The 23,278-nt window shown below is 44.1% G+C and carries 22 protein-coding genes; 12 read left to right on the plus strand and 10 right to left on the minus strand.

Annotated elements, in window-relative coordinates; genetic code table 11:
• Positions 1 to 15: 15 nt before the first annotated feature.
• The 3 genes from maiA to ACVA58_RS21085 form a co-directional block, all read right to left on the minus strand.
• Positions 16 to 672, minus strand: coding sequence for a maleylacetoacetate isomerase (maiA, locus tag ACVA58_RS21075; RefSeq protein ID WP_446512330.1), 657 nt, complete (start codon positions 670 to 672; stop codon positions 16 to 18).
• A 101-nt stretch (positions 673 to 773) separates the two neighbouring features.
• Positions 774 to 1,805, minus strand: a complete 1,032-nt coding sequence (locus tag ACVA58_RS21080; RefSeq protein WP_446512331.1) for a fumarylacetoacetate hydrolase family protein — start codon at positions 1,803 to 1,805, stop codon at positions 774 to 776.
• Between the two features lie 51 nt (positions 1,806 to 1,856).
• The gene (locus tag ACVA58_RS21085; RefSeq protein ID WP_446512332.1) at positions 1,857 to 2,993 is read right to left on the minus strand and encodes a homogentisate 1,2-dioxygenase; all 1,137 of its coding nucleotides are present in this window, start codon (positions 2,991 to 2,993) and stop codon (positions 1,857 to 1,859) included.
• Between the two features lie 387 nt (positions 2,994 to 3,380).
• Between ACVA58_RS21085 and phhA the strand changes: the two genes are divergently transcribed.
• The 5 genes from phhA (at position 3,381) to ACVA58_RS21110 (ending at position 8,312) form a co-directional block, all read left to right on the plus strand.
• Positions 3,381 to 4,235, plus strand: coding sequence for a phenylalanine 4-monooxygenase (gene phhA / locus ACVA58_RS21090; protein ID WP_446512333.1), 855 nt, complete (start codon positions 3,381 to 3,383; stop codon positions 4,233 to 4,235).
• 9 nt (positions 4,236 to 4,244) lie between these two features.
• Positions 4,245 to 4,589 carry a 4a-hydroxytetrahydrobiopterin dehydratase gene (locus ACVA58_RS21095; protein ID WP_446512334.1) on the plus strand — a complete coding sequence of 115 codons (345 nt, stop codon included), beginning with the start codon at positions 4,245 to 4,247 and terminating at the stop codon, positions 4,587 to 4,589.
• 165 nt (positions 4,590 to 4,754) lie between these two features.
• A complete protein-coding gene (locus tag ACVA58_RS21100; protein WP_446512335.1) occupies positions 4,755 to 6,086 on the plus strand; it encodes a PqiA/YebS family transporter subunit in 1,332 nt (443 codons plus the stop codon).
• On the plus strand, positions 6,079 to 7,725 hold the full coding sequence (pqiB, locus tag ACVA58_RS21105) for an intermembrane transport protein PqiB (RefSeq protein ID WP_446512336.1): 1,647 nt from the start codon (positions 6,079 to 6,081) through the stop codon (positions 7,723 to 7,725). The genes ACVA58_RS21100 and pqiB overlap by 8 nt, the downstream gene beginning before the upstream one ends.
• A gap of 17 nt (positions 7,726 to 7,742) precedes the next feature.
• Complete coding sequence (locus ACVA58_RS21110) at positions 7,743 to 8,312, plus strand: PqiC family protein (protein WP_446512337.1); 570 nt, start codon at positions 7,743 to 7,745, stop codon at positions 8,310 to 8,312.
• A gap of 98 nt (positions 8,313 to 8,410) precedes the next feature.
• Here ACVA58_RS21110 and ACVA58_RS21115 read toward each other — a convergent pair whose 3' ends face one another.
• On the minus strand, positions 8,411 to 8,626 hold the full coding sequence (locus ACVA58_RS21115; protein ID WP_446512338.1) for an acetyltransferase: 216 nt from the start codon (positions 8,624 to 8,626) through the stop codon (positions 8,411 to 8,413).
• A 131-nt stretch (positions 8,627 to 8,757) separates the two neighbouring features.
• On the opposite strand from ACVA58_RS21115, the gene ACVA58_RS21120 reads away from it, so the two are divergent.
• Positions 8,758 to 9,675: an ROK family protein gene (locus ACVA58_RS21120; RefSeq protein ID WP_446512339.1), complete on the plus strand. Its 918-nt coding sequence runs from the start codon at positions 8,758 to 8,760 to the stop codon at positions 9,673 to 9,675.
• 116 nt (positions 9,676 to 9,791) lie between these two features.
• Here ACVA58_RS21120 and ACVA58_RS21125 read toward each other — a convergent pair whose 3' ends face one another.
• The 3 genes from ACVA58_RS21125 to ACVA58_RS21135 form a co-directional block, all read right to left on the minus strand.
• A complete protein-coding gene (locus tag ACVA58_RS21125) occupies positions 9,792 to 10,844 on the minus strand; it encodes a porin (protein WP_446512340.1) in 1,053 nt (350 codons plus the stop codon).
• Positions 10,845 to 10,847: 3 nt separating this feature from the next.
• Positions 10,848 to 11,327, minus strand: a complete 480-nt coding sequence (locus ACVA58_RS21130) for a hypothetical protein (protein ID WP_446512341.1) — start codon at positions 11,325 to 11,327, stop codon at positions 10,848 to 10,850.
• 89 nt (positions 11,328 to 11,416) lie between these two features.
• Complete coding sequence (locus ACVA58_RS21135; RefSeq protein ID WP_446512342.1) at positions 11,417 to 11,737, minus strand: hypothetical protein; 321 nt, start codon at positions 11,735 to 11,737, stop codon at positions 11,417 to 11,419.
• A gap of 25 nt (positions 11,738 to 11,762) precedes the next feature.
• Here ACVA58_RS21135 and ACVA58_RS21140 point away from each other — a divergent pair, with 25 nt between their 5' ends.
• A complete protein-coding gene (locus ACVA58_RS21140; RefSeq protein WP_446512343.1) occupies positions 11,763 to 14,192 on the plus strand; it encodes an ATP-binding protein in 2,430 nt (809 codons plus the stop codon).
• Positions 14,193 to 14,817: 625 nt separating this feature from the next.
• Here ACVA58_RS21140 and ACVA58_RS21145 read toward each other — a convergent pair.
• Entirely contained in the window at positions 14,818 to 15,978 is a 1,161-nt protein-coding gene (locus ACVA58_RS21145; RefSeq protein WP_446512344.1) for an MFS transporter, read from the minus strand.
• Positions 15,979 to 16,038: 60 nt separating this feature from the next.
• Here ACVA58_RS21145 and ACVA58_RS21150 point away from each other — a divergent pair, with 60 nt between their 5' ends.
• Positions 16,039 to 16,221 (plus strand): hypothetical protein, encoded by a 183-nt coding sequence (locus ACVA58_RS21150; RefSeq protein ID WP_446512345.1) that lies wholly within the window; start codon positions 16,039 to 16,041, stop codon positions 16,219 to 16,221.
• Positions 16,222 to 16,703: 482 nt separating this feature from the next.
• Here ACVA58_RS21150 and ACVA58_RS21155 read toward each other — a convergent pair whose 3' ends face one another.
• Positions 16,704 to 17,615: a DNA ligase gene (locus ACVA58_RS21155; protein WP_446512346.1), complete on the minus strand. Its 912-nt coding sequence runs from the start codon at positions 17,613 to 17,615 to the stop codon at positions 16,704 to 16,706.
• 275 nt (positions 17,616 to 17,890) lie between these two features.
• Here ACVA58_RS21155 and ACVA58_RS21160 point away from each other — a divergent pair, with 275 nt between their 5' ends.
• From ACVA58_RS21160 to ACVA58_RS21170, 3 genes are all read left to right on the plus strand, one after another.
• Positions 17,891 to 18,952, plus strand: a complete 1,062-nt coding sequence (locus ACVA58_RS21160; protein ID WP_446512347.1) for a PTS transporter subunit IIC — start codon at positions 17,891 to 17,893, stop codon at positions 18,950 to 18,952.
• Positions 18,953 to 19,180: 228 nt separating this feature from the next.
• Positions 19,181 to 19,843 carry a chromosome segregation ATPase gene (locus ACVA58_RS21165; protein ID WP_446512348.1) on the plus strand — a complete coding sequence of 221 codons (663 nt, stop codon included), beginning with the start codon at positions 19,181 to 19,183 and terminating at the stop codon, positions 19,841 to 19,843.
• A gap of 49 nt (positions 19,844 to 19,892) precedes the next feature.
• Positions 19,893 to 20,216 carry a cupin gene (locus ACVA58_RS21170; RefSeq protein WP_446512349.1) on the plus strand — a complete coding sequence of 108 codons (324 nt, stop codon included), beginning with the start codon at positions 19,893 to 19,895 and terminating at the stop codon, positions 20,214 to 20,216.
• 105 nt (positions 20,217 to 20,321) lie between these two features.
• On the opposite strand, the gene ACVA58_RS21175 is transcribed toward ACVA58_RS21170, so the two are convergent.
• Positions 20,322 to 21,815, minus strand: coding sequence for an NAD(P)-binding protein (locus ACVA58_RS21175; RefSeq protein ID WP_446512350.1), 1,494 nt, complete (start codon positions 21,813 to 21,815; stop codon positions 20,322 to 20,324).
• Between the two features lie 438 nt (positions 21,816 to 22,253).
• Here ACVA58_RS21175 and ACVA58_RS21180 point away from each other — a divergent pair, with 438 nt between their 5' ends.
• Positions 22,254 to 23,228: an outer membrane beta-barrel protein gene (locus tag ACVA58_RS21180; protein WP_446512351.1), complete on the plus strand. Its 975-nt coding sequence runs from the start codon at positions 22,254 to 22,256 to the stop codon at positions 23,226 to 23,228.
• Positions 23,229 to 23,278: the final 50 nt, after the last annotated feature.

Consider the following 23,278-nt stretch of genomic DNA (forward strand, 5'->3'; position numbering starts at 1 on the left):
TCATTGAGCTTTTATTTATTGGTTATCCGGGTGGGCTTGCTGAAATGCTGGTAGTGCTAGGCAACGCTTCTCTACCTCTAGCAATCGTGGGTAATGATTGGTTTCAAAGCCGAATCGCTTGGCGTTGTAAAGTTGGGGGATCAGGCAGATATCGGCCAGAGAGGGGGTGTCAGTACAAATAAATGGGGTATGGTATCGTTCAGATAGGCTTTCTAAGCTTTGAAAGCCTTGCTTGAGCCAGTGGTGATACCAAATCATTTTCTCGTTTTGGTTTACTCCAAAGTCACTATTTAAATAGTTGAGCACTCTCAGGTTGTTCAGGGGGTGAATGTCACAGGCAACAATGAGTGCAATTTCGCGGCATTGGGCCTTATGCCAAGCATCATTAGGCAGTAAGGCGGGCTCCGGGTAGGTCTCGTCAATATACTCAATAATTGCTAGAGATTGGCCTAAGACGGCGGTGTCATCGTCAGATGCTGTGTTTGCGTTTTCTGTAACATCACGCGAAAATCCAGGTACAAGTTGATTGGGATTTAGCGCGGAGTAGGAGGCACTGTTTTGTTCTTTGTCCAATAGAGAAATGGCCACCTGCTCGTAGCTAAGTCCTTTTATATTTAGCGCAATTCGCACCCGGTACGACGCCGATGAGCGATAGTAATCATACAGTTTCACGGTATTGTATCCTTAGGCTCAATATTCAAGGTCCAGCCTTATCCCCAAGCTATTCTTGCTGAACCAAGCATCTTGAACTGAATTGGGTATCGTATTTTTAATTATTGTTGATGATGTGGGTTATGGTGGTTTAAATCCTCGTCATGATACTGATGCTCATACTGAACTACCGTTTGCTCAATCGCACCGAAAATGGAATGGCCGTTGTCGTCAAACATTTCAATTTTGACGGTATCGCCAAATTTCATGAATGGGGTTTCAGGGTGGCCAAACTCCAAGGTCTCTAGCATCCGGCGTTCCGCTAAACAGCAAGAGCCGCTGCTGCGATCAATATTAGAGACAGTACCTGAGCCGATAATGGTGCCTGCACAAATGTTTCGGCTCTTTGCCACATGTTGGATAAGCTCAGCAAAATTAAATGTCATGTCGGTGCCGGCATGGGGCTGTCCGAATAATTTGCCATTGAGATGAACTGTGAGGCGGTGGTGGAGTTTGTAATCATGCCAGTTATCGCCTAGTTCATCAGGTGTGACGGCAACAGGTGAAAAGGTGGAGGAGGGCTTGGACTGGAAAAAACCGAAGCCCTTGCCCAGTTCACTTGGGATCAGATTGCGTAGGGAAACATCATTAACCAGCATCAGCAGTTTGATGTGTCCATGGACTTCTTCGGTACGGGTGCCCATGTCTATATCGTCGGTGATGATGGCAATTTCACCTTCAAAATCGATGCCCCATTGCTCATCAGCAACCTTGATATTGTCAGTGGGGGCCAAGAAACCGTCCGACATCCCCTGATACATCAAGGGATCGGTCCAAAAGCTTTCCGGCATTTCTGCTCCTCTGGCTTTGCGCACTAACTCGACATGGTTGACGTATGCGCTGCCATCCGCCCATTGATAGGCGCGTGGCAGTGGGGAGCTACATAATGTTGGGTTAAACGGAAAGCTATGCTGTGCAGTTCCCTCATTGAGGTTGCGGTATAAATGCTTTAAGTCCGTTTCGACTTCGTGCCAGTTATCAAGAGCAAACTGCAATGTTGGGGCGATATCGTGGGCATGGACTGCTGTTTGCAGGTCACGGGAAACTACAATGAGTTGGCCGTCTCGACCATGGTTAAGCGATGCAAGTTTCACGTTCGTCTCCTTTCTCTTTGTATTTGGCTATTCAACTATTCAACTATTCAACTATTCAGCGGTTTGTCCCTGCCATGAAAAAACATAATCTTTGTTTTCAGCGCCTTCGGGTAAAGGTGCCACTTCCAGTGGCCAGCGGGCATCAATCATAACCGCGACTTCATCTGTTTCTTTTTTTGGGGAAGTCATGCTGGTAGCGAGCGCTTTGGGGTGAGGGCCGTGGGAGAAACCGCAGGGATGATGAGTGATCATGCCTGCTTCAATATTGTCTCTGCTAAAGAAGTTACCCTTGTGGTAGAACAGTACTTCATCGAAGTCATCGTTGTTATGATAAAAGGGCACCTTCAAAGCATTTGGATCACTTTCGATAGGCCTTGGCACAAAAGTACAAATCACAAAGCCATCAGCAACAAAGGTGGTATGTGCTGAAGGGGGAAGGTGGTAGCGATGGCTCATCAGCGGCCGGATATCCCGCCAGTTAAGCTTGAATGCGGTTAGGTTCCCCTTCCAACCTAGGGCATCAAGCGGGTTATAAGGATAGGTAATCGTATTGAGCTGGTTACGGGCTTTTAGTTGTACCTTCCATTGCTGATCGTCACTCTGCTGTTGGAGGAAGGTATCGTTGATTCTTGCGTATTCCAACACCGCTGGATCATACACCGCATGTTGGCCGACAATGCCGCGTTCGGCCATTTGATAGGCACTGTTTGATGCCTCGATGAGCAGCATGGTGACAGGCTTTTTGGGTTCAATACGCCAACTAGTTGCCCTTGGCAACACGATATAATCGCCATCTCGGAAGGTCATATGGCCGTAGTCGCAAAACAAGTCACCACTTCCCTGATGGATGAACAACGCTTCATCACCGTCGCCATTTCGTGCAAGGGCTCCCATGGCACGGTCACAATGCCATACCCTGAGTTTGAGGTTATTGTTGTACAATATCAGTGAAGCATCCCAAGGTGACAGTCCTTTAGAAGGCATTTTGGATGTATCTATGGCTCTAGGGCGAAGTGGCCCGTCCCAGTCTATCCAGCCTGTTGGGGGATGGCGGTGGTACATGTGGCTCGCTGGGCCAAAAAAGCCTTCTCTGCCACATTCGCGTTCGAATGTGCCTTTAGGCAAGTCACAGTGTGCTTGTCGTGAAGCCTCTCCTTCGGTAATAGGAAATTGAAACCATTGCCGCATTACACATCCCTCTCTATCACAGTCATTCCATGACCCTGTTAATAAAATGTTAGTTCAATGGCTTAACTCTGGCGTACTCATGCAAGCAAGGCAAATCAGAACCTGAACGGAATAGCGCGAAGGGTGTTCTTGATTTTTTACAAAAATATTGGTCTAGCATGCTCGTTTGTTGGCTTTTTTAAGCAGTTGAATGAATTGAGATCGACAATGTTACGGCTATTAACTGACATTTTGGGTGTAAAGTAATTGTTACATTTGGTGGTGTTTTCATTGCTGAGAACCACTATCCGTGCTTTCGCTAACCGACCTAATCTAAAGGAAATGAACATGAAACAAGCGGATTGATAATTTGCCAGGGCGAGGCAGAATCACAGATGAAGGTCTCTTATGGGTAGCGGAACAAAATATGTATCTAATAAGCCAGATGAAAAGGGCGTGGTTCACTGGGAACGCTCAGAAAACCAAGTTTGGCACGATCTGGTGCAACGACAATTGGCGTGTATAGAGGGGCGTGCATGCCAGGCATACATTGACGGGTTGGATTTGCTGAAATTGCCTCAGGATCGCCCCCCTCAGCTATCGGAAATTAATGAGGTATTGCAGTCAACCACTGGGTGGGAGTGTGTTGCCGTACCCGCGCTGATCAATTTTGACCGTTTCTTTGCCTTGCTGGCAAATAAGCAGTTCCCCGTTGCTACTTTTTTGCGGCGAAGAGAAGAATTTGATTATCTTCAAGAGCCTGATTTTTTCCACGAGATTTTCGGCCATTGTGCGATGCTGACTAATCCGGCTTTTGCTGCTTTCACTCATACTTACGGAAATTTGGGAGCAAAGGCAAATTCTGCACAAAGGGTGTATTTAGCAAGGCTATACTGGTTTACAGTTGAATTTGGATTATTGCAGCAGCAAGACGGTTTGCGGATATATGGTGGTGGGATCTTATCATCGCCGGGTGAGACGCAATACTCGTTAACAGGAAAAGGGGTATCAGGGACAAGCTCGGCTAGTGATCAAGACTTAGTGATAGATGAAACAAGGCCTCTGTATAAACCGTTTGATCCGGTTGATATCATGCGTACACCTTATCGTATCGATATTATGCAGCCGCTCTACTTTATTCTTGAAGACATCAAACAGCTCTATGAGTTGGCGCATCAGGATATTATGTCAATGGTGGCCCAAGCACAGAAAATGGGGTTACATGCACCTTTGTACAATACAAAAATCAAGGAAGTGGGTTAAGGGGAACTGATGACAGAATTACATCAACAAAAGTGCGAAGCGTGTCATGCCGGCGCACCAAAAGTCACAGAAAATGAAAAAATCGCCTTACTGGCCACCTTACCTGAGTGGAAGGCGATCGAAGTGGCAGGCGTCGAGCAGTTGGAGCGTCAATTTACTTTCAAGAATTTTAAATCGGCGTGGGCGTTTACCGACAAGGTCGCTGCATTGGCTGAGGAAGAATTTCATCACCCAGAGATTACCTTGGAGTGGGGGAAGGTTAAAGTTCGCTGGTGGAGTCATTCAGCCAAAGGGCTTCATAAGAATGATTTTATCTGTGCAGCAAAGACTGATCAGCTTTTGAATACCGATTAGTCTAGGGCGAGATAACTTTTCGAGACCGAGTCCGCCCTCTTATTTCAGAGAAGCACCCGAATAATCCGGGTGCTTTTTCTGTTATGTGCTAATAACTTAAATAGAGTAATATACTGCTCACTAAGAGGACAGCCTTGCCGAATCATCAAGGCAAATGAGGTACAAATGGGTGAACCACAACAACAAGCGTTAGTCAGCTGTGAAGAATGTGGATTAGTGGTAGCGTTGCCAGAGCTCAAAGATGATGAGAAATCAGTTTGCCCAAGGTGCCACCACACACTGGTAAAACGTATTGCCCAGCCATTTCAGAGACCCTTGTCTTATGGCTTGGCAAGTCTCGTTATGTTGGTAGCCAGCATCAGCTTTCCTTTTATGTCTTTCAGTGTAAAGGGGATTAGCCAGGAAATCACGCTGATGCACTCTGCTGAAATGCTAAGTGTTTTTCAAAATAGCTTGCTGGCATTATTGCTTTTATTGACCGTATTAGTATTGCCGGCTTTGTATTTACTCTCATTGCTTTATTTATATTTCCGTGCAGGTCAGCGATTAAAGCAGCAGGATAAAAAACCAATCGCGATGTGGGAAAAGCGATTATGCCGATTAATGATACGCATTGAACCATGGTTGATGGTCGACGTATTTTTGATTGGGGTGCTAGTTAGCTTGATTAAAATTGCCTCATTGGCAGATATTGGTTTGGGAATGTCCTTTTGGGCGTTTTGTTTATATACCATGCTAGTCGTGAAATGCGTATCGATGGCTGATCGAACTTGGTTATGGTTGCAGTTTCTGCCACTTAAGCCGCAAGATGGCGTGAAAGCTGGAGACTGTCACAACAGTTATAACCATATTAGTTGTCATGTCTGCTCGCAATTAAACCCGATAACTGAAGAGAAACATGCACGTTGTATTCGCTGTCATGGGCGCCTTCATCCTTATGATCCACAACAAATGTTACAACGCTCATGGGCATTACTTATAGCATCGGCGATCTTTTTTATTCCAGCCAACCTTTATCCCATGATGTACACAGTTAGTTTGGGCAAGGCCGAAGGTTCGACCATACTTGGAGGGGTAGTGCTTTTGTGGCAATTAAAATCGTACCCCATTGCGGCGGTGATTTTTATTGCGAGTGTCGTGATACCGCTGGCGAAAATTATTGCATTGACTTGGCTGTATATTATGGCAGGAAAGGGCAGTAGCCCTGATGAAAAGAAAGCGGTACAAAAGCTGAAGGTGTATCGAATTACAGAATTTATCGGTCGCTGGTCGATGATTGACATTTTTGTTGTAGCAATCTTGGTAGCCTTGGTTCAACTTCAGAACCTTATGGCAATTTACCCTGGCCCAGCGGCATTATCTTTTGCCTGTGTTGTTCTGTTAACCATGATATCTGCAATGACTTTTGATCCACGTGTGTTTTGGCCCAAGGATTCGGCGTTTGTCTCACCCGCAGGCTATGTGAATAAGAATAAAGAGAAGAATAGTTATGAGTGAATCGTCACCTCCACAGGCTAAGAAAGAAGCCATAAAACAAATATCTTCTATTTGGTTAGTGCCTGTTATTGCTGTCGGTATTGGTATTTGGATGCTGTTTCAATTTATTACCAGTCAAGGCCCAGAGATTGTGTTGAGAATCGACACGGCAGAAGGGATTGAAGTGGGTAAAACTGAAATAAAAGCGTTGAATGTCAAAGTAGGCGTCGTGACTGGTGTGACATTGAATGAGGACTACAGCGCCATTGAGGTGACAGCCCAAATGGACAAAGACGCGGCACGTATGCTCAAGGATGATACCTTGTTCTGGGTCGTGAAACCGCGTATTGGTAAATCAGGGGTATCTGGGTTAGATACTTTGTTATCGGGTGCTTATATACAGCTGCAACCGGGAAAAAGTGGTGAAGAGCAGCGTACTTTTGATGTGTTGGATATTCCGCCGGTAGCACCACCAGATGCTAAAGGATTACGTCTGGTTTTGACGCACAATGAAGCGGGTAAATTGGGTGTTGGTGACCCGGTGCTTTATGAAGGCTTTACGGTTGGCCGAGTAGAGAATGTCACCTTTGATACGGAAACAAAGAAAGCCCATTATCAATTATTTATTTTTGAGCCGTACGACAGCCTTATACGGAAAAGTACTCGATTTTGGCTGACCTCGGGGGTTGATCTTCAGATGTCTGCTGAAGGCTTCAATTTGAAAATTGGCTCAATTGAATCGTTAATCACCGGTGGTGTGAGTTTCCGAGTCCCCAAAGGGCGTGAACCGGGAGAGCTCATTACGAAGAGTAAATCCAAGTTCCGTTTGTATAACAATATTAAGCAAGTACGCGAACGCTTTTTCGAGGACTACCTAGAATATGTGATGTTGTTTGATGAATCTGTCCGAGGCTTGAAACCAGGTGCGCCGGTTGAGTATCGCGGTATTCAAATTGGTACCGTCCGCAAAGTGCCGCTTGATATCATGGCAAGTGAGAAAAATTTCTCCAACCGTGAAATTCCAGTATTGGTTCGTATCGAATTGGACAGGGTAATTGCTCATGTGAAGTACGATAATTTGGATATGTTAAGAGCGAGCCTTGAGGAAGAGTTCAAGTATGGGTTACGAGGGTCACTGAAAACCGCGAACTTGTTAACAGGGGCGCTCTTGGTTGATGTTGGCGTGTTTGCGGAAGAGAAAACCTATAAACATGAGAATTACGGTGAATATGATGTGTTCCCGACCAAGGCTGGTGGCTTTGCTCAAATTCAAAAAGAAATTTCTTCAATGTTGAAGAAGATCAATAATTTGCCCGTTGAAGACACTTTGCTGACTCTTAACAAGACTCTGGAAACTTCTCAGAAGACATTACAGGCTGCTGAAAAGGTTTCGACAGAGCTCAGTGGCTTACTTGCTCAGAAAGATACCAAAGCGATCCCGGGAGAAATTCGGGAAAGCTTGCGGCAGATCCAAGATACCCTTGATGGTTATGGTAAAGATGGGGCGACCTATCAGAGCTTGGATCAAGCATTGATACAGTTTGAGCAAGTAATGACTGAGCTTCAGCCAGTATTACGGCAGATAAATGAGAAACCAAATTCACTTATCTTTAGTGGTGAGAAAGCCGCCGATCCAATCCCCGTAGGAGGACGTCAATAATGTACAAGGGAATTTTTATGGCATTAGTCCTGCTGGCGGGAGCTGGGTGTAGTTCAACGGAGCCTGTGACGAAAACGTATCTGCTTCCTGATCAAAGTAGCGAGTTAACCATGGCATTTGCCAACAAGCACCAGCCGGTGGTCATTGTTCGACCAATAGAGGTTGCAGAGCACTTAGCAGGGACTGGACTTGTTTATCAAACAAGCGAAACGGAAGTTGTGCAGGCGCAGCAGAACTTATGGGCAGAGAGCCTTTCTCGTCAGCTAACTCGCATCGTTACTGACGATTTACGCCAAAAACAATCTAGGTATTGGTTTGATGAGTTAACACCTGCGGTTAACAGTAGTACGTTGCCCAAACTGCAGGTGAAATTTACCCAGTTCAATGGTCATTATTCTGGGTTAGCAAGGCTGAGCGGACAATGGTTGTTAGTTGACCAACAAGGTGAAGCCTTGGCAAGACAGCCATTTTTCATTCAGGTGCCTTTAGAGCAAGATGGCTATGATGCTCAAGTGAAGGCACTTGCTGAAGGGGTGGAACGATTAACCAACCAGATCAGTCAGAGTATGAATGGGCTTACATTTTAAGCCTTTTTGAATCAGCGTTAGATTGCTAGTTATTTGGTAAAAAAGAGCCCTCATCATGAGGGCTCTTTTGTAGTGGTCGCCTTGTCCCTAAGCAAGGGTCAACGCTGACCATGTCGGTAGTAACCGTTGATCCAGCACTCTGGTAGTTCTTCACCGGACGGGAAGGCTAAGTTCTGTTTGTCGATAGCAACAGGGTCGGCCAGATCTTCACCTGATTGGTACTGCACTTTGACATGTGAGGAGAACGGGTTGATCAAAGAAGACATGTCGATGACGTCAACTAAATCACCAGTGCGTGACTCTTTTAGAAACATCACAAATCTCCAAAATATATTGAATTAATGACGATAAAAAACCATCAGTAGCCACTATGTTTTGGTATAAGTATGGCTGATTTTACGGGCTTTGCAGAGCATGTGTGAAAAGCAGACCGAGCAGGAGAGCTATGAGTAAGTATTATTGGGGCGTTGACCTTGGCGGCACGAAGATTGAGTGTGCTGTAATGCAATATGATAATGATCATTGCGTGCTGCGCAAACGCCTCCCCACAGAAGGTGAAAAAGGGTATCAGCATGTTCTGGGGCAGATAAAACGCCTAATTGATCTTTGTGCAGAGGACGTTGGAGAATATCCTGACGCTGTGGGTTTTGGCACACCTGGTACCTTAGACCCAGCGACCGGTACCATGAAAAATTGTAACTCGACGCATCTTAATGGCCAACCTTTGGATCAAGATTTGACATCTCTGCTAGGGATCCCTGTTCGTTTGGCTAACGATGCGAACTGCTTTGCATTGGCTGAAGCAAGGCTGGGTGTCGTTCAGGATATTAAACCGGATGCTGAAGTGGTTTTCGGTATCATCATGGGCACTGGGGTCGGAAGCGGTATTGTTGTTAACGGTAAGGTGCTTAATGGTTGCCACGGTATCGCGGGTGAGTGGGGACATAATGTACTTGAACCTAATGGCGCGCCTTGTTATTGCGGTAAACAAGGGTGCGTCGAAACGGTTATGTCAGGAAAAGGCTTGGAGCGCTTCTATCGGGAGCAAAGTGTATCTGGTGATGAGTGTTCGTTAAGATTACCTGAGATTGTAGCGTTAGCAGAGCAGGGTAATGGACTGGCACAAGCAACAATGGAGCGGTTATATAAGAACTTTGGTCTTGCTGTTGCTTCTATCATCAATGTGTTGGATCCGGATGTGATCGTCGTGGGGGGCGGAGTGGGTAATATCGACTCTCTTTACACCAAAGGCAGAGAAGCGATCTTACCTCATTTGTTTAATCCAGAGCTAAACACAGTGTTGACCAAGCCGGCATTGGGCGATAGTGCGGGGGTATTTGGTGCAGCGATGCTCGTGAAGTAGCGTAACGCTACTCGATCAAAGTACTTTTTCTTGTAGGTTCGAAAGAAGAAGCGCCTCAGGCTAAGAACCGGAGACGCTTATGTTTTTTCGGGTTGCCCAAATGGGCTTAGTGGCAGCTAGAAGATGAAATTGAGCATCAAGGTATAAAGTTGGACATCTTTGTCTTCATTATATCGAATCGGTGCTGTGACAAACTGGCCATCATTGCCTGCGTTATAATCTTCGCGATCCATATAAACGCCTTGCCACTCAGCATTGAGTGAAATTTTATGGGTTAGATCATAGCGCACCCCCGCTGTAACACTGTTTGATTTACGGCGATGATGACTCTCTCCGTATACCAAGTAAGGGGTGAATTTATTGATGTTGTAGGCTGCGCTGATATACCAGTTGGTTTGTAAATCATCTGTTTGCACTTCTGACATAAACAACCAGTCATTCATTGAATATTCACCACCGAGTGTATAGATGTTCAATGTTTCTTTGTCTGATGAAATACTCGGGCTAACTGAGTATGTTGAATTCATATAGCCAAAATGAACGCGATAGTTAAAGCCACTCACTTCTGCAGATAAACCCGCCATATGGTCCGTTTTGAAATTAAACTTTTGACCACTGAATTCAACTTTGTTGTCATTTCCTAAACCGTAGTAGGGAGTTAATGTGACAACGGCTTCATCGTTGACCTCCAACAGCCATGAGGCACTGATCCCTTCATAGGATGTAAAGCCCAGAATGCTGTCATATACCTCCTGCGGTGGGCGAGCCCAAGGATAAGCCTGACCAACATAGAAGTACTCTGAAACCAGAAAAAGAGGAATGCGTAATTTACCTGCACGTACAGAGAACTGGCTGAACTCGTAATTTAGGTAGGCCCACTCTAATTCAGGACTGGACCAATCATCTTGTGGTCGCTTAACTACTTGAACGGAAGCGTTCAAGTGGTCGATGATGGATAGGTCAGCTTGTATTCCGAAGATGGTATCGCAGTCATAACAGGTTTCATCGGTAATCTCACGATTTACAAATAAAGGGGCGCTGTTATCAGACTTTGCGATTGAGGTTGAACCAAAGCCACTGATTGAGAAGTTATCCGTTATCTGTATGGCTGCCACACTGGTTAAAGGGGATACAAGCAGAGCGACTGCGAGTAATGATTTCTGAGTCATACCTTACTCTCCTTGTAAGACGGTAATGAGTATATTGGCATTTTCAGGAACGGCACTAACAGGGGCATAGGCGATGCCGTTAGGGTTGTCGTTTAGCCACTCAATGATATCTCTGATATCATCGCTGCTAAGCTCTTCTGGTGGTGTGCCTTTCCCAGAAAATGATAGGCTTGCCCAATAGCCATTCATTTGCGTAACCGATTTTCCCAGCAGCATATTGTAAAATTCTTCCCGGTGAATAGATCTTTCCGGTAAATCCACTAATACAATCTTGATGCTACCGTTGAGCTTTTTGGTTTTTCCTTTATACAACATCCTCGCTTTACTTTTTGTTAGTGCAGGGATCTCATTATTTAATGAAAAAACAGCAAACTCGATATCTTTGATATTGTCGTTACCGTATGCCGGTAGTGTTATTATTGGCAATGTTGTCAATAATAATGTGAAAGACAATAAACTTTTTAAAGTCAATCCTTTGATCATTGATTTAGTTCCATCATTAGTGTCCATTCCTGCTATAAATGTTAGTAGACATTGACGTTAGTACAAATATACAAAATTGGATTTTTTGATCAAGGTGAGGTTATGGGGCTGCTTAATCGTTTTTCGATAAAATTTAGGTTGATTTCTCTTGTTGTTCTGCCACTTACATTCTCTGGCGTGTTTGCAGCAATAGAGATTTCAAGCTTATTCGACAAGGTCTCTTCTTTAAATATATTAACGGCACGAATGGAGTTGCTGAAAGCTAATTCACAGTTTTCAAATGCAGTCCATGAATTAAAGAATAATAAACTGTCCGGTGTTGAAAATAATGAAACGGTTGCAAGTTCTATTGAACGAATATCACAGTATTCAGCTTTGATTCCACAAGCATTCCCAAATATTGATTCCACCGAACAGTTATCTTCCAGTGCTGAAATGAAAGATTTGATCGGCGAGTATGAATCTGTCGAATCGATAGATATCAATGATTGGTCTGATTGGGGGTTTGATCTCCTTATACAGAATTTAGTGTCGTTAGAAAGGACTCCGTTGAATGTAGCTGATACCAATATTGAGCAAAAGCTAACAGTTTTGTATCAGCTTCAATGGCTACAGCTTTGGGCTCAACAAGAAAATTGGTATATCCGTATCATTGCTAACCAGCCAGAACAAGCGGAAGAATACAAGGAACAACTTGATACGATAATCGAAAGACAACAACTGATCATCGAACGGTATTTATCCGTTAATGCAACGCCATCACAGATCGAATTGTTGCGAAAAACATTTGCAAACCCCGTTTTCTCCACAAGCTACCAATTACGAGCAAGTATTTTTTCAAACTCTTTTACTGGATTCACCCAACGCGATTCGTTTTCGGCATTGGATGAACGGTATACCTTAATTCAGTTTGTGGTGACTGAGATAAGCCGTGAATTAGCCCAGGATATACAAGGGAGTATCAGTCATTCTAAGAACTTGATTTGGCTCTATACCTGTGTGATTTCACTTTCTGTAGTCATGATTATCTGGCTTGGGGCAAACTTAATAAGGCGTATAGGTTCATATTTAAGCCGGATCCTCAAAGCAATGTCATTACTGGAAACCAGCAGCAATGATCATTCCGCTGCCAAAGTTAAGATTGATGGTAAGGATGAGTTTACTGTCTTCAGTCATCAGTTAAATGGCATGATTGAGGAGAGGATTGAAAACCATAATAAGCTGATTATTGCCAAAGATGAGGCTGAAAAAGCTAACTTGGCTAAGAGCTCTTTCTTGGCCAATATGTCTCATGAAATTCGTACTCCGCTTAACGGTATTATTGGTATGTCCGGTATTTTAGCCGATACAGACTTGTCTCCATCCCAAGTGGAGTATATCCAGACCATTGAAACCTCTTCTCAGACCTTGTTGCTGCTTATCAATGACATTTTGGATTTATCGAAAATAGAGTCGGGTAATCTGGTATTGGCTTCGAGCGAAAGTCGGGTTGATGAGGTCGCATACGATACTATGACAGTCGTTCTTGCTAAAGCGGCAGCCAGCAAGCTTAATCTCGATGTGAAAATCGCTCCCGATTTGCCTGCGCTGGTTATTTTGGATGAACACCGTTTGCGACAAGTGTTGATGAACTTGGCGTCAAATGCTGTGAAATTTACTCAAGAAGGCGGGGTGACTCTGGAGATAGATTGTGTGCTGCATCAAGATGACCGTGCCCAACTTATTTTTTCAATGATCGATACAGGTATTGGTATTGAGAAAGATAAACAAGCGCAGGTGTTTGCCCCATTTATTCAGGAAGACAGTTCCATTACTCGTCAATTTGGTGGAACAGGGTTAGGTTTGGCTATTTGTCGCCAGTTAGTTGAACTTATGGGGGGACAATTAGCCCTAGAGTCTGAAAAAGGGGTTGGGAGTCGCTTCTATTTCAGTTTGGACGTGGAAGTATGCAAACCACATGGCAGTTCACTGAATGCCTTTAAAGCACGAAGAGCGTTAGTGCTTGGGGCTAATCAGATAGCGAAGTACCGAGTTGATAGTGAGTGCAGAGCATTGGGGATGCAAGTGCAGTCAGCAGATGTTGCCGATTTATCAATCAAGCAGGAACACGATTTTGATGTGATTTTTTACTGTCAGCAGAGTATCAAGCAAACCACGTATGATCTTGGCCTGATTAACTCATTGATGCCAAGTTTGAACATCATACTCTGCATAGACCATCGTGATGAGCAACATGATTTCGGTAATTTGATTTCAGGCATTGTCACCCTGCCTTTCTTTGGCAAACGCTTGGTCAAGTCGCTCAATAAAGCTCTGGATGAGAAAAAAGTCGTTGGTTTGGGCAAACATGCAGATGAGGTTAAAGAGCACTCGACTGCCAATGGAAGGAGCTCTGGTACTCAACTTTCAAGCCCTGAAGCTAAATCGGTTCATGCTCCGCAAGAAGATACGTCTGATTCAGATAAACCAATGGTTCTTATCGTTGAAGATAACGCTGTGAACCAAAAAGTCGCGAGCCTGTTTTTGAAAAAAGCGGGTTATAAATTTGAGATTGCCAACAACGGGCAAGAAGCCGTTGATAAGGTAAAAGAAGGCAATACCTACTATGCCGTATTGATGGATTGCATGATGCCTGTCATGGACGGTTTTACCGCGACAAAAGAAATCCGTGAACTGGAAAAAACAACAGAGCGGCCAAGCCTGCATATTATCGCCCTTACAGCCAGTGTTCTCGATGACGATATTTCGAAGTGTTATGAAGTTGGAATGAATGATTATGTTGCCAAGCCATTTAAAAAAGACATTTTGTTAGAGAAACTAGCAACGTTTAAGCAGACTGAAGGGGTCGAAGGCCAAGCGGTATAACTGAATATGGTGTAATTATCCCACCGCGTTGTAAGAGATCTCTTACAAAGTGGTGGGATTTTAATAATTATGCGTGTCAGATGTTTTTCTTGCCAGTTGTTGAGTACTTGTAAATCAACCACTTATAGGTGGCATGTTGTATAGTAAGGAAGTGGATATCAAAAATGTGATCTTTAACGGTTGTTTAGAATTTCAGTTCACGTAATCTTAACTGCGTCGGAAGGAACTGACGGAACGGAACAGGAAAGCGGCCAAGGATGTTGGCACCCTCAGGATGAGGGCGGTGGATCAGGATGATTTATCGAACAGGGACTGTGAAGGGAAAATCGAATGGAAGCGATACAGTAAGTAGGAAACTTACTGGTCAGGACGACAGAAATGGACCACTTCAGGATGAAGTTAGGGACACCTCCAGGATGGAGACGAGAGTCGAGACAGGAAGAATCGACGGGTCAAGGCGAGACCAATAGGACATGTCCAGGACGGATATAAAAGGGAAGCGCTGAAGGATACAGCTTTATCATGGAGTGATGCAGGGAGCACTATAGTAGCCGGATTGCTGCATGTAAGACCAAAGGGCGCGACGAAAGTCGCGCCCGCTCTTTTTCTGTCTTATTTAAAAATGCTATTGAGCCAGCGCTGTTGGCTTGGTTCGCAAACTCACCATCAACATGTAAATAGCTGTTGCAAGTAACACCGCAAAGAAAAAACCAGTCAACCCCGTTTCTGTATGCATCAAGTAATTCGCCGCAACAGGGCCAAATGCCGACCCCACACTGTAGCTAAACAGCATAATTTGCGTAGCAGATACAATTGAAGCCGACTCTAACCCGTCACAAGCTAACGTAATCGCAATCGGATAGAGCGCAAATGCCGACATACCCAGCAAAGCCAAAGCCACCACTTGAACCCCGTAACTGTTATCGAGGTGAAGTAAGCCCATGGCAAACACGCCCAGTAGGCTCATCAATGCCAGCAGCAGTGTCTTGGGTATACGATAAGACAGCTTACTAAGAACTGGCTGAATGCTCATTCCGCCTAATACCGTTGCTGCCATCAAACTACCTACTTGATCTAGATTGCTGGTTGCAGCTTTAAGTGCAAGCGGCAATAAACCATAGATAGAGCCCATTACAACGCCTGAAACCAGACAGCCAATTAATGCTGGTTTACTAAGTGCCAGGATTTGCTGCAAGCTTAAGCTAACATGCTCTTCTTGGGACGGGTTTGCTTGTTTGGCGGTCATTGCCGGAATCATGGCTACGACCAGTAAAGTGACGGTAGCAATGAATGGCATAGCACCACTGGTCCCAATCAGACCAATACCAAACTGACCGACTGTAGTTCCGCCATATAATGACGTCATATAAAGACCGAGGTTCTTCGCTCGTTCTTCTTTGCTATCGCCTATAAGTAGCCAGGATTCAATGACGACAAAGATCCCCGCAACCGAAAAACCTGCGATAAATCGGCTTGCCATCCACAGGCCAAGCGTTGAAGTCAGCCCCATAAAAGCCACAGAAGAAGCAAGGATTCCAACGAATCCCATAAAAGCTATTCGGTGTCCTACTTTTTTAATCACGGGTTCAATGAGCATGGCACCTGCGAGCAAGCCGAAATAATATATGCTGGCAAGCCAACCAGCTGCGACATTTGGTATTTGGTGGCTGGCCAAAGTCAGAGGCAGCACACTCATGAAATACCCTGAGGCAACGGCAAAAATAGTCAGACCTAATATTGGAACCCAAACAGGGTTCTTTACAGGCGTTGTAGCGTGCTCAATCACTACAGTGATCTCCAAAAGCAAAGTTAATACTGACCGTTTATCTAAATGGAAAACGGCAGAATGATAAAATACCCAAGCGACAATGTGTCGTTTGGGTTGGTTTGGGTAAACAGATATACAGGCAATGATGTCGGCGCTGAAAAAGCCTCAAGAATTGTCGCTGATCCGGAATATGGCGATAAAATGCCAATGAGTAAAATGACTATTTCTAATGCGAAAAGGCAATCAGATTTATATAACTAATGTAAGGTAATTAATGCTTTGATTAGAAATATTAAGTAAACAGTCTATTGTTTTTGTTTTTATTATTAACAATATGAATTTAAATAAAATTTTTGTTTAGTTATCTAAGTTTTTACGTTATGACGAGGTGGTTCAATCATTAGAGTGCTAAATAATTAAAAGTGGTCATCTACATTGATATTGTTGATGCTTAAAAATGAGTTTTATATTATTTCTATTGACTGTTTTCTCATCAAGCCTGTAATAGGATGTTTTAGTTTGGTGCAGGTGTTCACAGTCGTGGGGCAGAAATACTTTACGAATATACGTAAGCTATTGATTTTATATGAATACAAAGTTGGCAAGGATTGTGCTTTGTCTATTATGCAACCTTAACATTTTAATTGGATAAAGTTGCAGCAGATGGTACACAATCACATCTTTTACGTACTACTCTCAGTAGCGGGGGGGTAGTACTTTTTTTATCTGGAGTTTTTGAATACTCATGAGTCTGGACTAGTGCGCAATCGAAGGTAGCGCGCAAAGCGAGGTATTCCACTGTCTGTATAGCCATTAAACCGGTAATGAATGATAGATCCCAGAGGAGGTGGCGACTGCCTATCGTGATCGCTAAAGCCTGTTCCAATCTTGAATTTCTTGTTTTCAGGAGTAATGACCCAAACCGCTCCCATCATCCCGTTGTATTTACCTTTGCCAGGCTCATACCCCACGACGACAGCTTCGCTATCTAGGTATTTCTTCATTTTAATGAGGTTGTTATTAGGTCCTGGTTGGTAAAGATTATCTTTACGGTGAAGCATAATGCCTTCGCCATTTTTCTCCTCAATCGTATCTTGAAGATGTTCTAGTTCAACAACATGGCTGATTTTATACTGTGGGATTAACTGTATGTATGATTGGTTTATGGATTGGATCTGTATCTCAAGCGCTTTCAAGCGATCTTCAAATGGCGTATTCATAGAAGGTGAATCAAAAACCATAAAATTTACTTTTTGCCATTCTGTTTCGTTGGGTTGCTGATCGCGGACAATACTGCTAACTAATTGAAATTGCTGGCGGCCTACCCAAAGCTCACCTTCTAACCAGGTGTTTTTGGGTAAAGCATCAGCAAACCACTGTGGGGCAATGATTGGGTTTCCTTGGCGGGTGACCAATGACGTACCGGTCCAAATGGCTCTGATTCCATCTAGCTTCTCACTGGCAAAATAGTGGTGCAGTTGATCTTTGAACTCATTACTCAGCGATAAGGTTTCTGTATTCATACTTCTAGCGTGCATCAGATCTTGGTTTATTGGGTTTGAAGCCACCGCAGGATTAAAAGGGCTGATTGCAAACAAAATAATTGATGACAAAGAAGTGAGTTGTATGTGTGGAGGGAAAAGAGGGAGACTCATCGTTTATGGCCTTATTAAATGCAGAACAATAATCGGAACAATAAGGACTGATTCAACGTTGATAAAAATGATTTTATTGGTAGGTGCCTCGATATACGACACACGAAGCATTCCTATCGGATGTTTTATAAAAGGCGCTAGCTTTTTTGTGAAGTGCTACCTTGTTTGAGTCAGATGATTCTTATTTTGACGTTATTGGTATATTTTGTTGCATCCTGCCTAGACAGAGATAAAATTGCTCGTTTGTGCTTTCGAAACCTAATTACGATGTAACCATGTCAGATATCCAGCCAGAAACGCTCTATTCCCAGTGCCATGCTTTTTTTAAGCGTAAAGGGGTGACACTCTCACCACGAACCTATTTCATCCATGCAATGAGCTTTATGGCGTTGGGTTTGTTTTCCTCACTTCTTATTGGCTCGATATTGAATACCGTGGGGATCAAATTTTCTATCCCATTGTTTACAGATACCCTTTGGCCATTAGCGAAGCAAATGACAGGGCCTGCAATCGCGGTTGCCGTCGCTTTTGCACTAAAAGCGCCACCACTAGTAATGTTCTCGGTAACAACGGTAGGAGCGGCTGGGGCGATGCTCGGCGGTCCTGTTGGGGCTTTTGTCTCGGCGCTAATCGCCACTGAGTTGGGTAAGCTGGTCGCGAATGAAACCAAGGTCGATATATTGGTTACCCCAGCGATTACCATGGTGAGCGGTGTCTTAGTCGGAACCTTTATTGGACCTTATATCGGGCAGCTCATGACTTCTCTTGGCGATCTCATCATGTCTGCAACGCTTCTACAGCCATTTTTGATGGGGGCTGTGGTTGCTGTTCTGATGGGGATGGCGTTGACTCTCCCGATCAGCAGTGCTGCAATTGCCATAATGCTAAGCTTAAACGGCCTTGCCGCTGGAGCGGCGACAGTAGGGTGTTGTGCTCAAATGGTTGGCTTTGCGGTCATGAGTTTCCGTGAAAACCGTTGGGCTGGAGTGATGGCACAGGGGTTAGGAACATCTATGCTGCAAATGCCTAATATAATAAAGAATTATCGAGTTTGGGTTCCAACGATTTTGACTTCAGCCATTCTTGGGCCAATCGCAACGACTATCTTCGAGCTAGAGAATACGCCTTTAGGCGCTGGTATGGGAACATCTGGCTTTGTTGGTCAAATACAGAGTTTCACTGCCCTCGAAGGAGCTGGCTGGGACAGCATGACGATGTATAGCGTCATCCTACTAATGCATCTTGTGCTACCAGCGATGCTGACACTGGCATTTTCTGAGTTGTTCAGGAGGGCGGGTTGGATCAAGCCTGGTGATCTAAAGTTGAATTTGCAATAGCCCTAAATACCCAAGTAACTTCAAGGTGATTGGGTATAGTAAGTCATTTAGGCATATATAAATTTTTAAAAATATGATTTAAGTCTGACATTGGTTTTCTCTATACTGGTAGTTTAACTATCGGTACTAAGGGGGGTTACCTTTCCTTAGTAAATAGGTTGATGGCGTACAAGGCTGTATTGCTACTCAGTAAAGGGATTATTTACCGTACTTTATGGATATTGTGATATGGCATCTTGGAAATTATCATTAGTCGCCGGTTTGGTGGTTGGCGGTTTGCTGGCAACGGCTGTTTGGCACCGTTCGCCTAGCCCTAGCCCAGAAGAATTTGCGGAACTTCAATTACTAAATCAGCAATTGACGACTGAAAAAACAGCTGTTGAATTGAAGTTCGAGCAGTTTCAAACACAAAGTGCGCTTGAGATTGAACAGGTTCGTACCGAGTTGAAAGCATCTCAACAAATTATTGAAGATCAGAAAGCACAATTTGATAAGCAAATCGCGGCATTGACGACTGAACAGAAAACGCTGGTGGTGACTAAGAAAAAACTAGACACTCAGGTTGTCAAACTGACCAGTACTGCTGAGCAGCAAAAAGAGGTGTTGAATAATTCTAAGGCTTTGTATCAACAGCAGCTTGAACTCCAGAGACAAATCACTTCGGCCAAGACCGACGTCAAGAAAGCAAAGCAGGTGGCGGCCGAGTTTAAGCAGGCCTGTGATGAGTTTAAATCTGGAACCAGTTGGAACTGGGTATCGCAAGCTGATTGTGATAAATACGATGCGAGGTTAAAAGTCGTTGAAGGTGAGCAAGCCCAGCTCGCCGCACTTGAGCAAGAGTTGGATTTGCTGAACCAACGCATAGAAATTGAAATTCCAAGACCGAATTAAAGTATTGAAAAGAGGCGAGCTAAGGCTCGCCTCTTTTTTTGGAGTGTTTATGGATAATCTTTTTGCTGCAATTCCGTCATCTTTACCTGATGAGCTGTTTGAAGAGCTTGTTAAGACTGATGCGATTAGGGTTGAGCGTATAGTCTCTCGTGGCCATGTGACTCCAGAAGGGGATTGGTACGATCAAGACGAATGTGAATGGGTTATGGTGATGAAGGGACGCGCTACAATCTTGTTTGAAGAGGGGATGCAAGAGGTCAGTATGGAAGCCGGTGATCACCTTAATATCCTTGCCCATCAACGCCATCGTGTATCATGGACTGACCCGGAACAGGATACAATCTGGCTCGCGGTGTTTTATTCAGGTCATTGATATTACAATAAACGGGATAGTATCTGTGCGGCACTGGGCTATGACGGTATAAACTAACAAAGGGGCACCGAAATACCCCAAGTTAATTTTAAGTGCTAATTGCGGTTAATCGTCTAATTCAAATGACAATGTTTTGGCTAATGCTTCTGGGTAGTCACGCTCTTGGGCGAGCTGCATAGCATATTGTTCGACATCTGCTGCAGAAAGTGACCGTGTCACAGGAAAAGACTGCTCAATGGCTACTTCGTTAATCTGTGCTTGAAATAGGTTTTCGAATAGTAATTGCTCAATAATACTGTTTGCGGCTGAAAGAGCAGAAGAGGCTTTGACTATTTCGGTGCGGGCATAGCGTTTGCCTGCAAAAGACACGTCAGCGGCACGAAGGGTAATGTCGTCACCGGGGATCTGTTGAGCGCCAAAAAGAGGTTTTCCACCTACAGTCGCTGTTTTGTAATTAGGTACAAAACGTGACATATGTTTAATCGCGCGAGTGGAGCGGATGTCAATTTCACTATTGTCCCAACCAGATTTTATTTTACGAATGAAGCCGTTAGCAAGTTTTGGCTGTGCGCTGCTAGGGGTACTTTTTGCGAGGCCCTGCTTGAATAGAGTGATCTCTTCAGTCATGCCATGTAGCTGAAAATATCCGCCAGGGTATGGAGTAAGCTGCGCCATGCCGTCTGGTGTACCTCGCTCTCCATGGAAGATCACTTCAGGCCAATAGCCTTGGCTATCCGGCCATTGAGTCACATAAGCCGCTTTGAATTCTACCAAGCGGTTTCGTTTTTGTTTTGCCATGTCATCAATCTCACCGGTTTGAAAACCACACGCATTGACTAGATAGTCAACTTGGGTACGGTGAGTGATATGATCTTGCTGAGATTTATCGTATTGCTGGTATTCAATCTGCCAAGATTGATTTGCTTGTTGCTCTACGTGAGTTACCTTGCTTTGGGTATGTACCTTGCTAGTATTTAATTTTTCTAATGCAAGGTTTGCGGTTGCTGCTAGACGGAAGACACTCCAGCCATACTCTTGAACCAAAACCAAAGGGTATTTGAATTGATCAAGCTCCAGATTCTCAGCCAAGGGGATCATCCAGTCGTCAAAAGAAGTAGGATGCGTTGGCATTGGCTGGTGCGTTAGTGCTTCCAAGTCCTCTTTTTGGTAAAGCTTAAAATAGTGTTCGGGGTTACCGATAACTCGGTTGGCGGGGTTGTCTTCGACTAGTTGTCTATATACTTGTTGCAATTTTTCCAAACGAGGCAACAGATCGTTTGGGTTACCATTATCATGTTTAGGCACCGCTATGACTGTTGGGCGGATATTCACCGTATGTGGGAACACTTTCAACGAATCAATAGACTGCTGGAGAAGGGTGGTGCATTGTTCGTCAGATATTTCACGATATAAATTTCCACCAGCATGAAGGTGACAAATAGGTGGACCATTAACTAGGCTGGTACCTTCCTCGAATATCTCTACGTTGATCCCCAACTCAGCTAAACGGAGCGCAATAGTTGAGCCTGCTATGCCACCACCGATAATGCCAACCGAAAAAGAGGAGCGGTGATTGTGCGGGTTAGCTTGTTCTTTCATATAAATGCGCTTCGTAAAAATACAATGTGTAAGTTACCCGATTTTACTGTGCATAGATCACATTGAAAACCGAAAAAGAATAGGGTCATTAGGTAAATTGGTAAAGGAATGCAAAAAAATGTGCAGTGGCGCTGTTTATTACTTATAGTTGGCGGAATTTCAGACGGTTTGTGACAAAAAAGTACATTTCCATTGGTTTTTTTTTATGCAATTTATCTGAGCTCTGCTCACAGTGTTTAACTCTGTTTTAAACATACCTCATGTCAGACCTACAAAGACAGAGAGTCCAGCCTTGAACTGAGTGATGTATCAATGTGAAAAATATCACGTTATGTGCTCTTTTTATTGAAGAATTTTGTTATCTAAATTTGTACAAAAGCTGTTCTTTGTTCTACACCTAATGTGGTAGTGGTAAATAATAAATAAGGACAGTTAGTTATGAATAAAGTCTTCAAGATACTCCCGCTTGCATTATTAATATCCGGCGCTGTTCACGCTGCCACAGACAACCCATGGTATGTGGGCGCACGGGTCGGTGGTACTACGTACGATAATCTAGATGGTGCAATCAAAGGCACAAATGCCGATAAAGATGATTGGGGCGGAGGTGTATTTGTTGGTTATAACTTCAATTCCTGGTTTGCGCTAGAAGGTGGTTATACCTACTTAGGGCAAGCTGACATCGGATCTGATGGCTTTGAAGTGCAAGGTATTGACCTGCTAGGTAAATTTACCTATGAAGTGTCTGACTCGTTTGACGTCTACGGTAAGTTGGGTGGTTTTGTGTTTGACGCTGATAACAGCGTTATCAATGATGATAAAAGTGGTTTGGCAGGCACTGCTGGTGTGGGTCTAGAATATTTCTTCAATAATGACCTTTCTGCTCGTGCAGAATATCAATACTACGCGCAAGTGGGTGATACCCAGTCGCCGGGTGAGAGTGATATTCACTTCTACGGTTTAAGTTTGGTTTATCATTGGGGTGCGCCAGCTCCATTACCAGTTGTGGAGCCTGAGCCAGAGCCAATGCCTGAACCGGTTCCAGAAGTCGTGAAAATTGAAGCGGTTGGTGCTGTTTTGCCTTTCGCCTTTGACAGTAACAAGTTGACTCAAAGAGACATCGAGCTACTCCAGCCTGTCGCGCAACAATTGGTCACATACCCTGATACTCAACTGTATGTTGTCGGTCACACTGACAGCCGTGGTGCATTGGAATACAACCAAAAGCTGTCAGAAGAGCGTGCAGCGGTTGTTGCGGGCTATGTTGGTAATCACTTCGGTATTGATAAGAACCGAATTGTTGCCCAAGGACGTGGTGAGCTAGAGCCAGTTGCTACCAACGATAACGAAGAGGGTCGTGCACAAAACCGTCGTGTCGAAGTCTTTGTTCCTGGGTTTGAAATGAACCAGTAATATCGAAAAAGGCTTCAATTCTAGAATTGTCACTTTAGAGCTTAAATAAA

The sequence above is a fragment of the Photobacterium sp. DNB22_13_2 genome, assembly GCF_052873915.1.

Coding starts and splice junctions, on each gene's coding strand:
- ACVA58_RS21100 (WP_446512335.1), top strand. CDS start 4,755: ATGGGTGAACCACAACAACAAGCGTTAGTCAGCTGTGAAGAATGTGGA.
- ACVA58_RS21170 (WP_446512349.1), top strand. CDS start 19,893: ATGGATAATCTTTTTGCTGCAATTCCGTCATCTTTACCTGATGAGCTG.
- ACVA58_RS21120 (WP_446512339.1), top strand. CDS start 8,758: ATGAGTAAGTATTATTGGGGCGTTGACCTTGGCGGCACGAAGATTGAG.
- ACVA58_RS21095 (WP_446512334.1), top strand. CDS start 4,245: ATGACAGAATTACATCAACAAAAGTGCGAAGCGTGTCATGCCGGCGCA.
- ACVA58_RS21160 (WP_446512347.1), top strand. CDS start 17,891: ATGTCAGATATCCAGCCAGAAACGCTCTATTCCCAGTGCCATGCTTTT.
- pqiB (WP_446512336.1), top strand. CDS start 6,079: ATGAGTGAATCGTCACCTCCACAGGCTAAGAAAGAAGCCATAAAACAA.
- phhA (WP_446512333.1), top strand. CDS start 3,381: ATGGGTAGCGGAACAAAATATGTATCTAATAAGCCAGATGAAAAGGGC.
- ACVA58_RS21175 (WP_446512350.1), bottom strand. CDS start 21,815: ATGAAAGAACAAGCTAACCCGCACAATCACCGCTCCTCTTTTTCGGTT.
- ACVA58_RS21085 (WP_446512332.1), bottom strand. CDS start 2,993: ATGCGGCAATGGTTTCAATTTCCTATTACCGAAGGAGAGGCTTCACGA.
- ACVA58_RS21110 (WP_446512337.1), top strand. CDS start 7,743: ATGGCATTAGTCCTGCTGGCGGGAGCTGGGTGTAGTTCAACGGAGCCT.
- ACVA58_RS21115 (WP_446512338.1), bottom strand. CDS start 8,626: ATGTTTCTAAAAGAGTCACGCACTGGTGATTTAGTTGACGTCATCGAC.
- ACVA58_RS21155 (WP_446512346.1), bottom strand. CDS start 17,615: ATGAGTCTCCCTCTTTTCCCTCCACACATACAACTCACTTCTTTGTCA.
- ACVA58_RS21130 (WP_446512341.1), bottom strand. CDS start 11,327: ATGATCAAAGGATTGACTTTAAAAAGTTTATTGTCTTTCACATTATTA.
- ACVA58_RS21180 (WP_446512351.1), top strand. CDS start 22,254: ATGAATAAAGTCTTCAAGATACTCCCGCTTGCATTATTAATATCCGGC.
- ACVA58_RS21150 (WP_446512345.1), top strand. CDS start 16,039: ATGATAAAATACCCAAGCGACAATGTGTCGTTTGGGTTGGTTTGGGTA.
- ACVA58_RS21140 (WP_446512343.1), top strand. CDS start 11,763: ATGAAAGATTTGATCGGCGAGTATGAATCTGTCGAATCGATAGATATC.
- ACVA58_RS21125 (WP_446512340.1), bottom strand. CDS start 10,844: ATGACTCAGAAATCATTACTCGCAGTCGCTCTGCTTGTATCCCCTTTA.
- ACVA58_RS21165 (WP_446512348.1), top strand. CDS start 19,181: ATGGCATCTTGGAAATTATCATTAGTCGCCGGTTTGGTGGTTGGCGGT.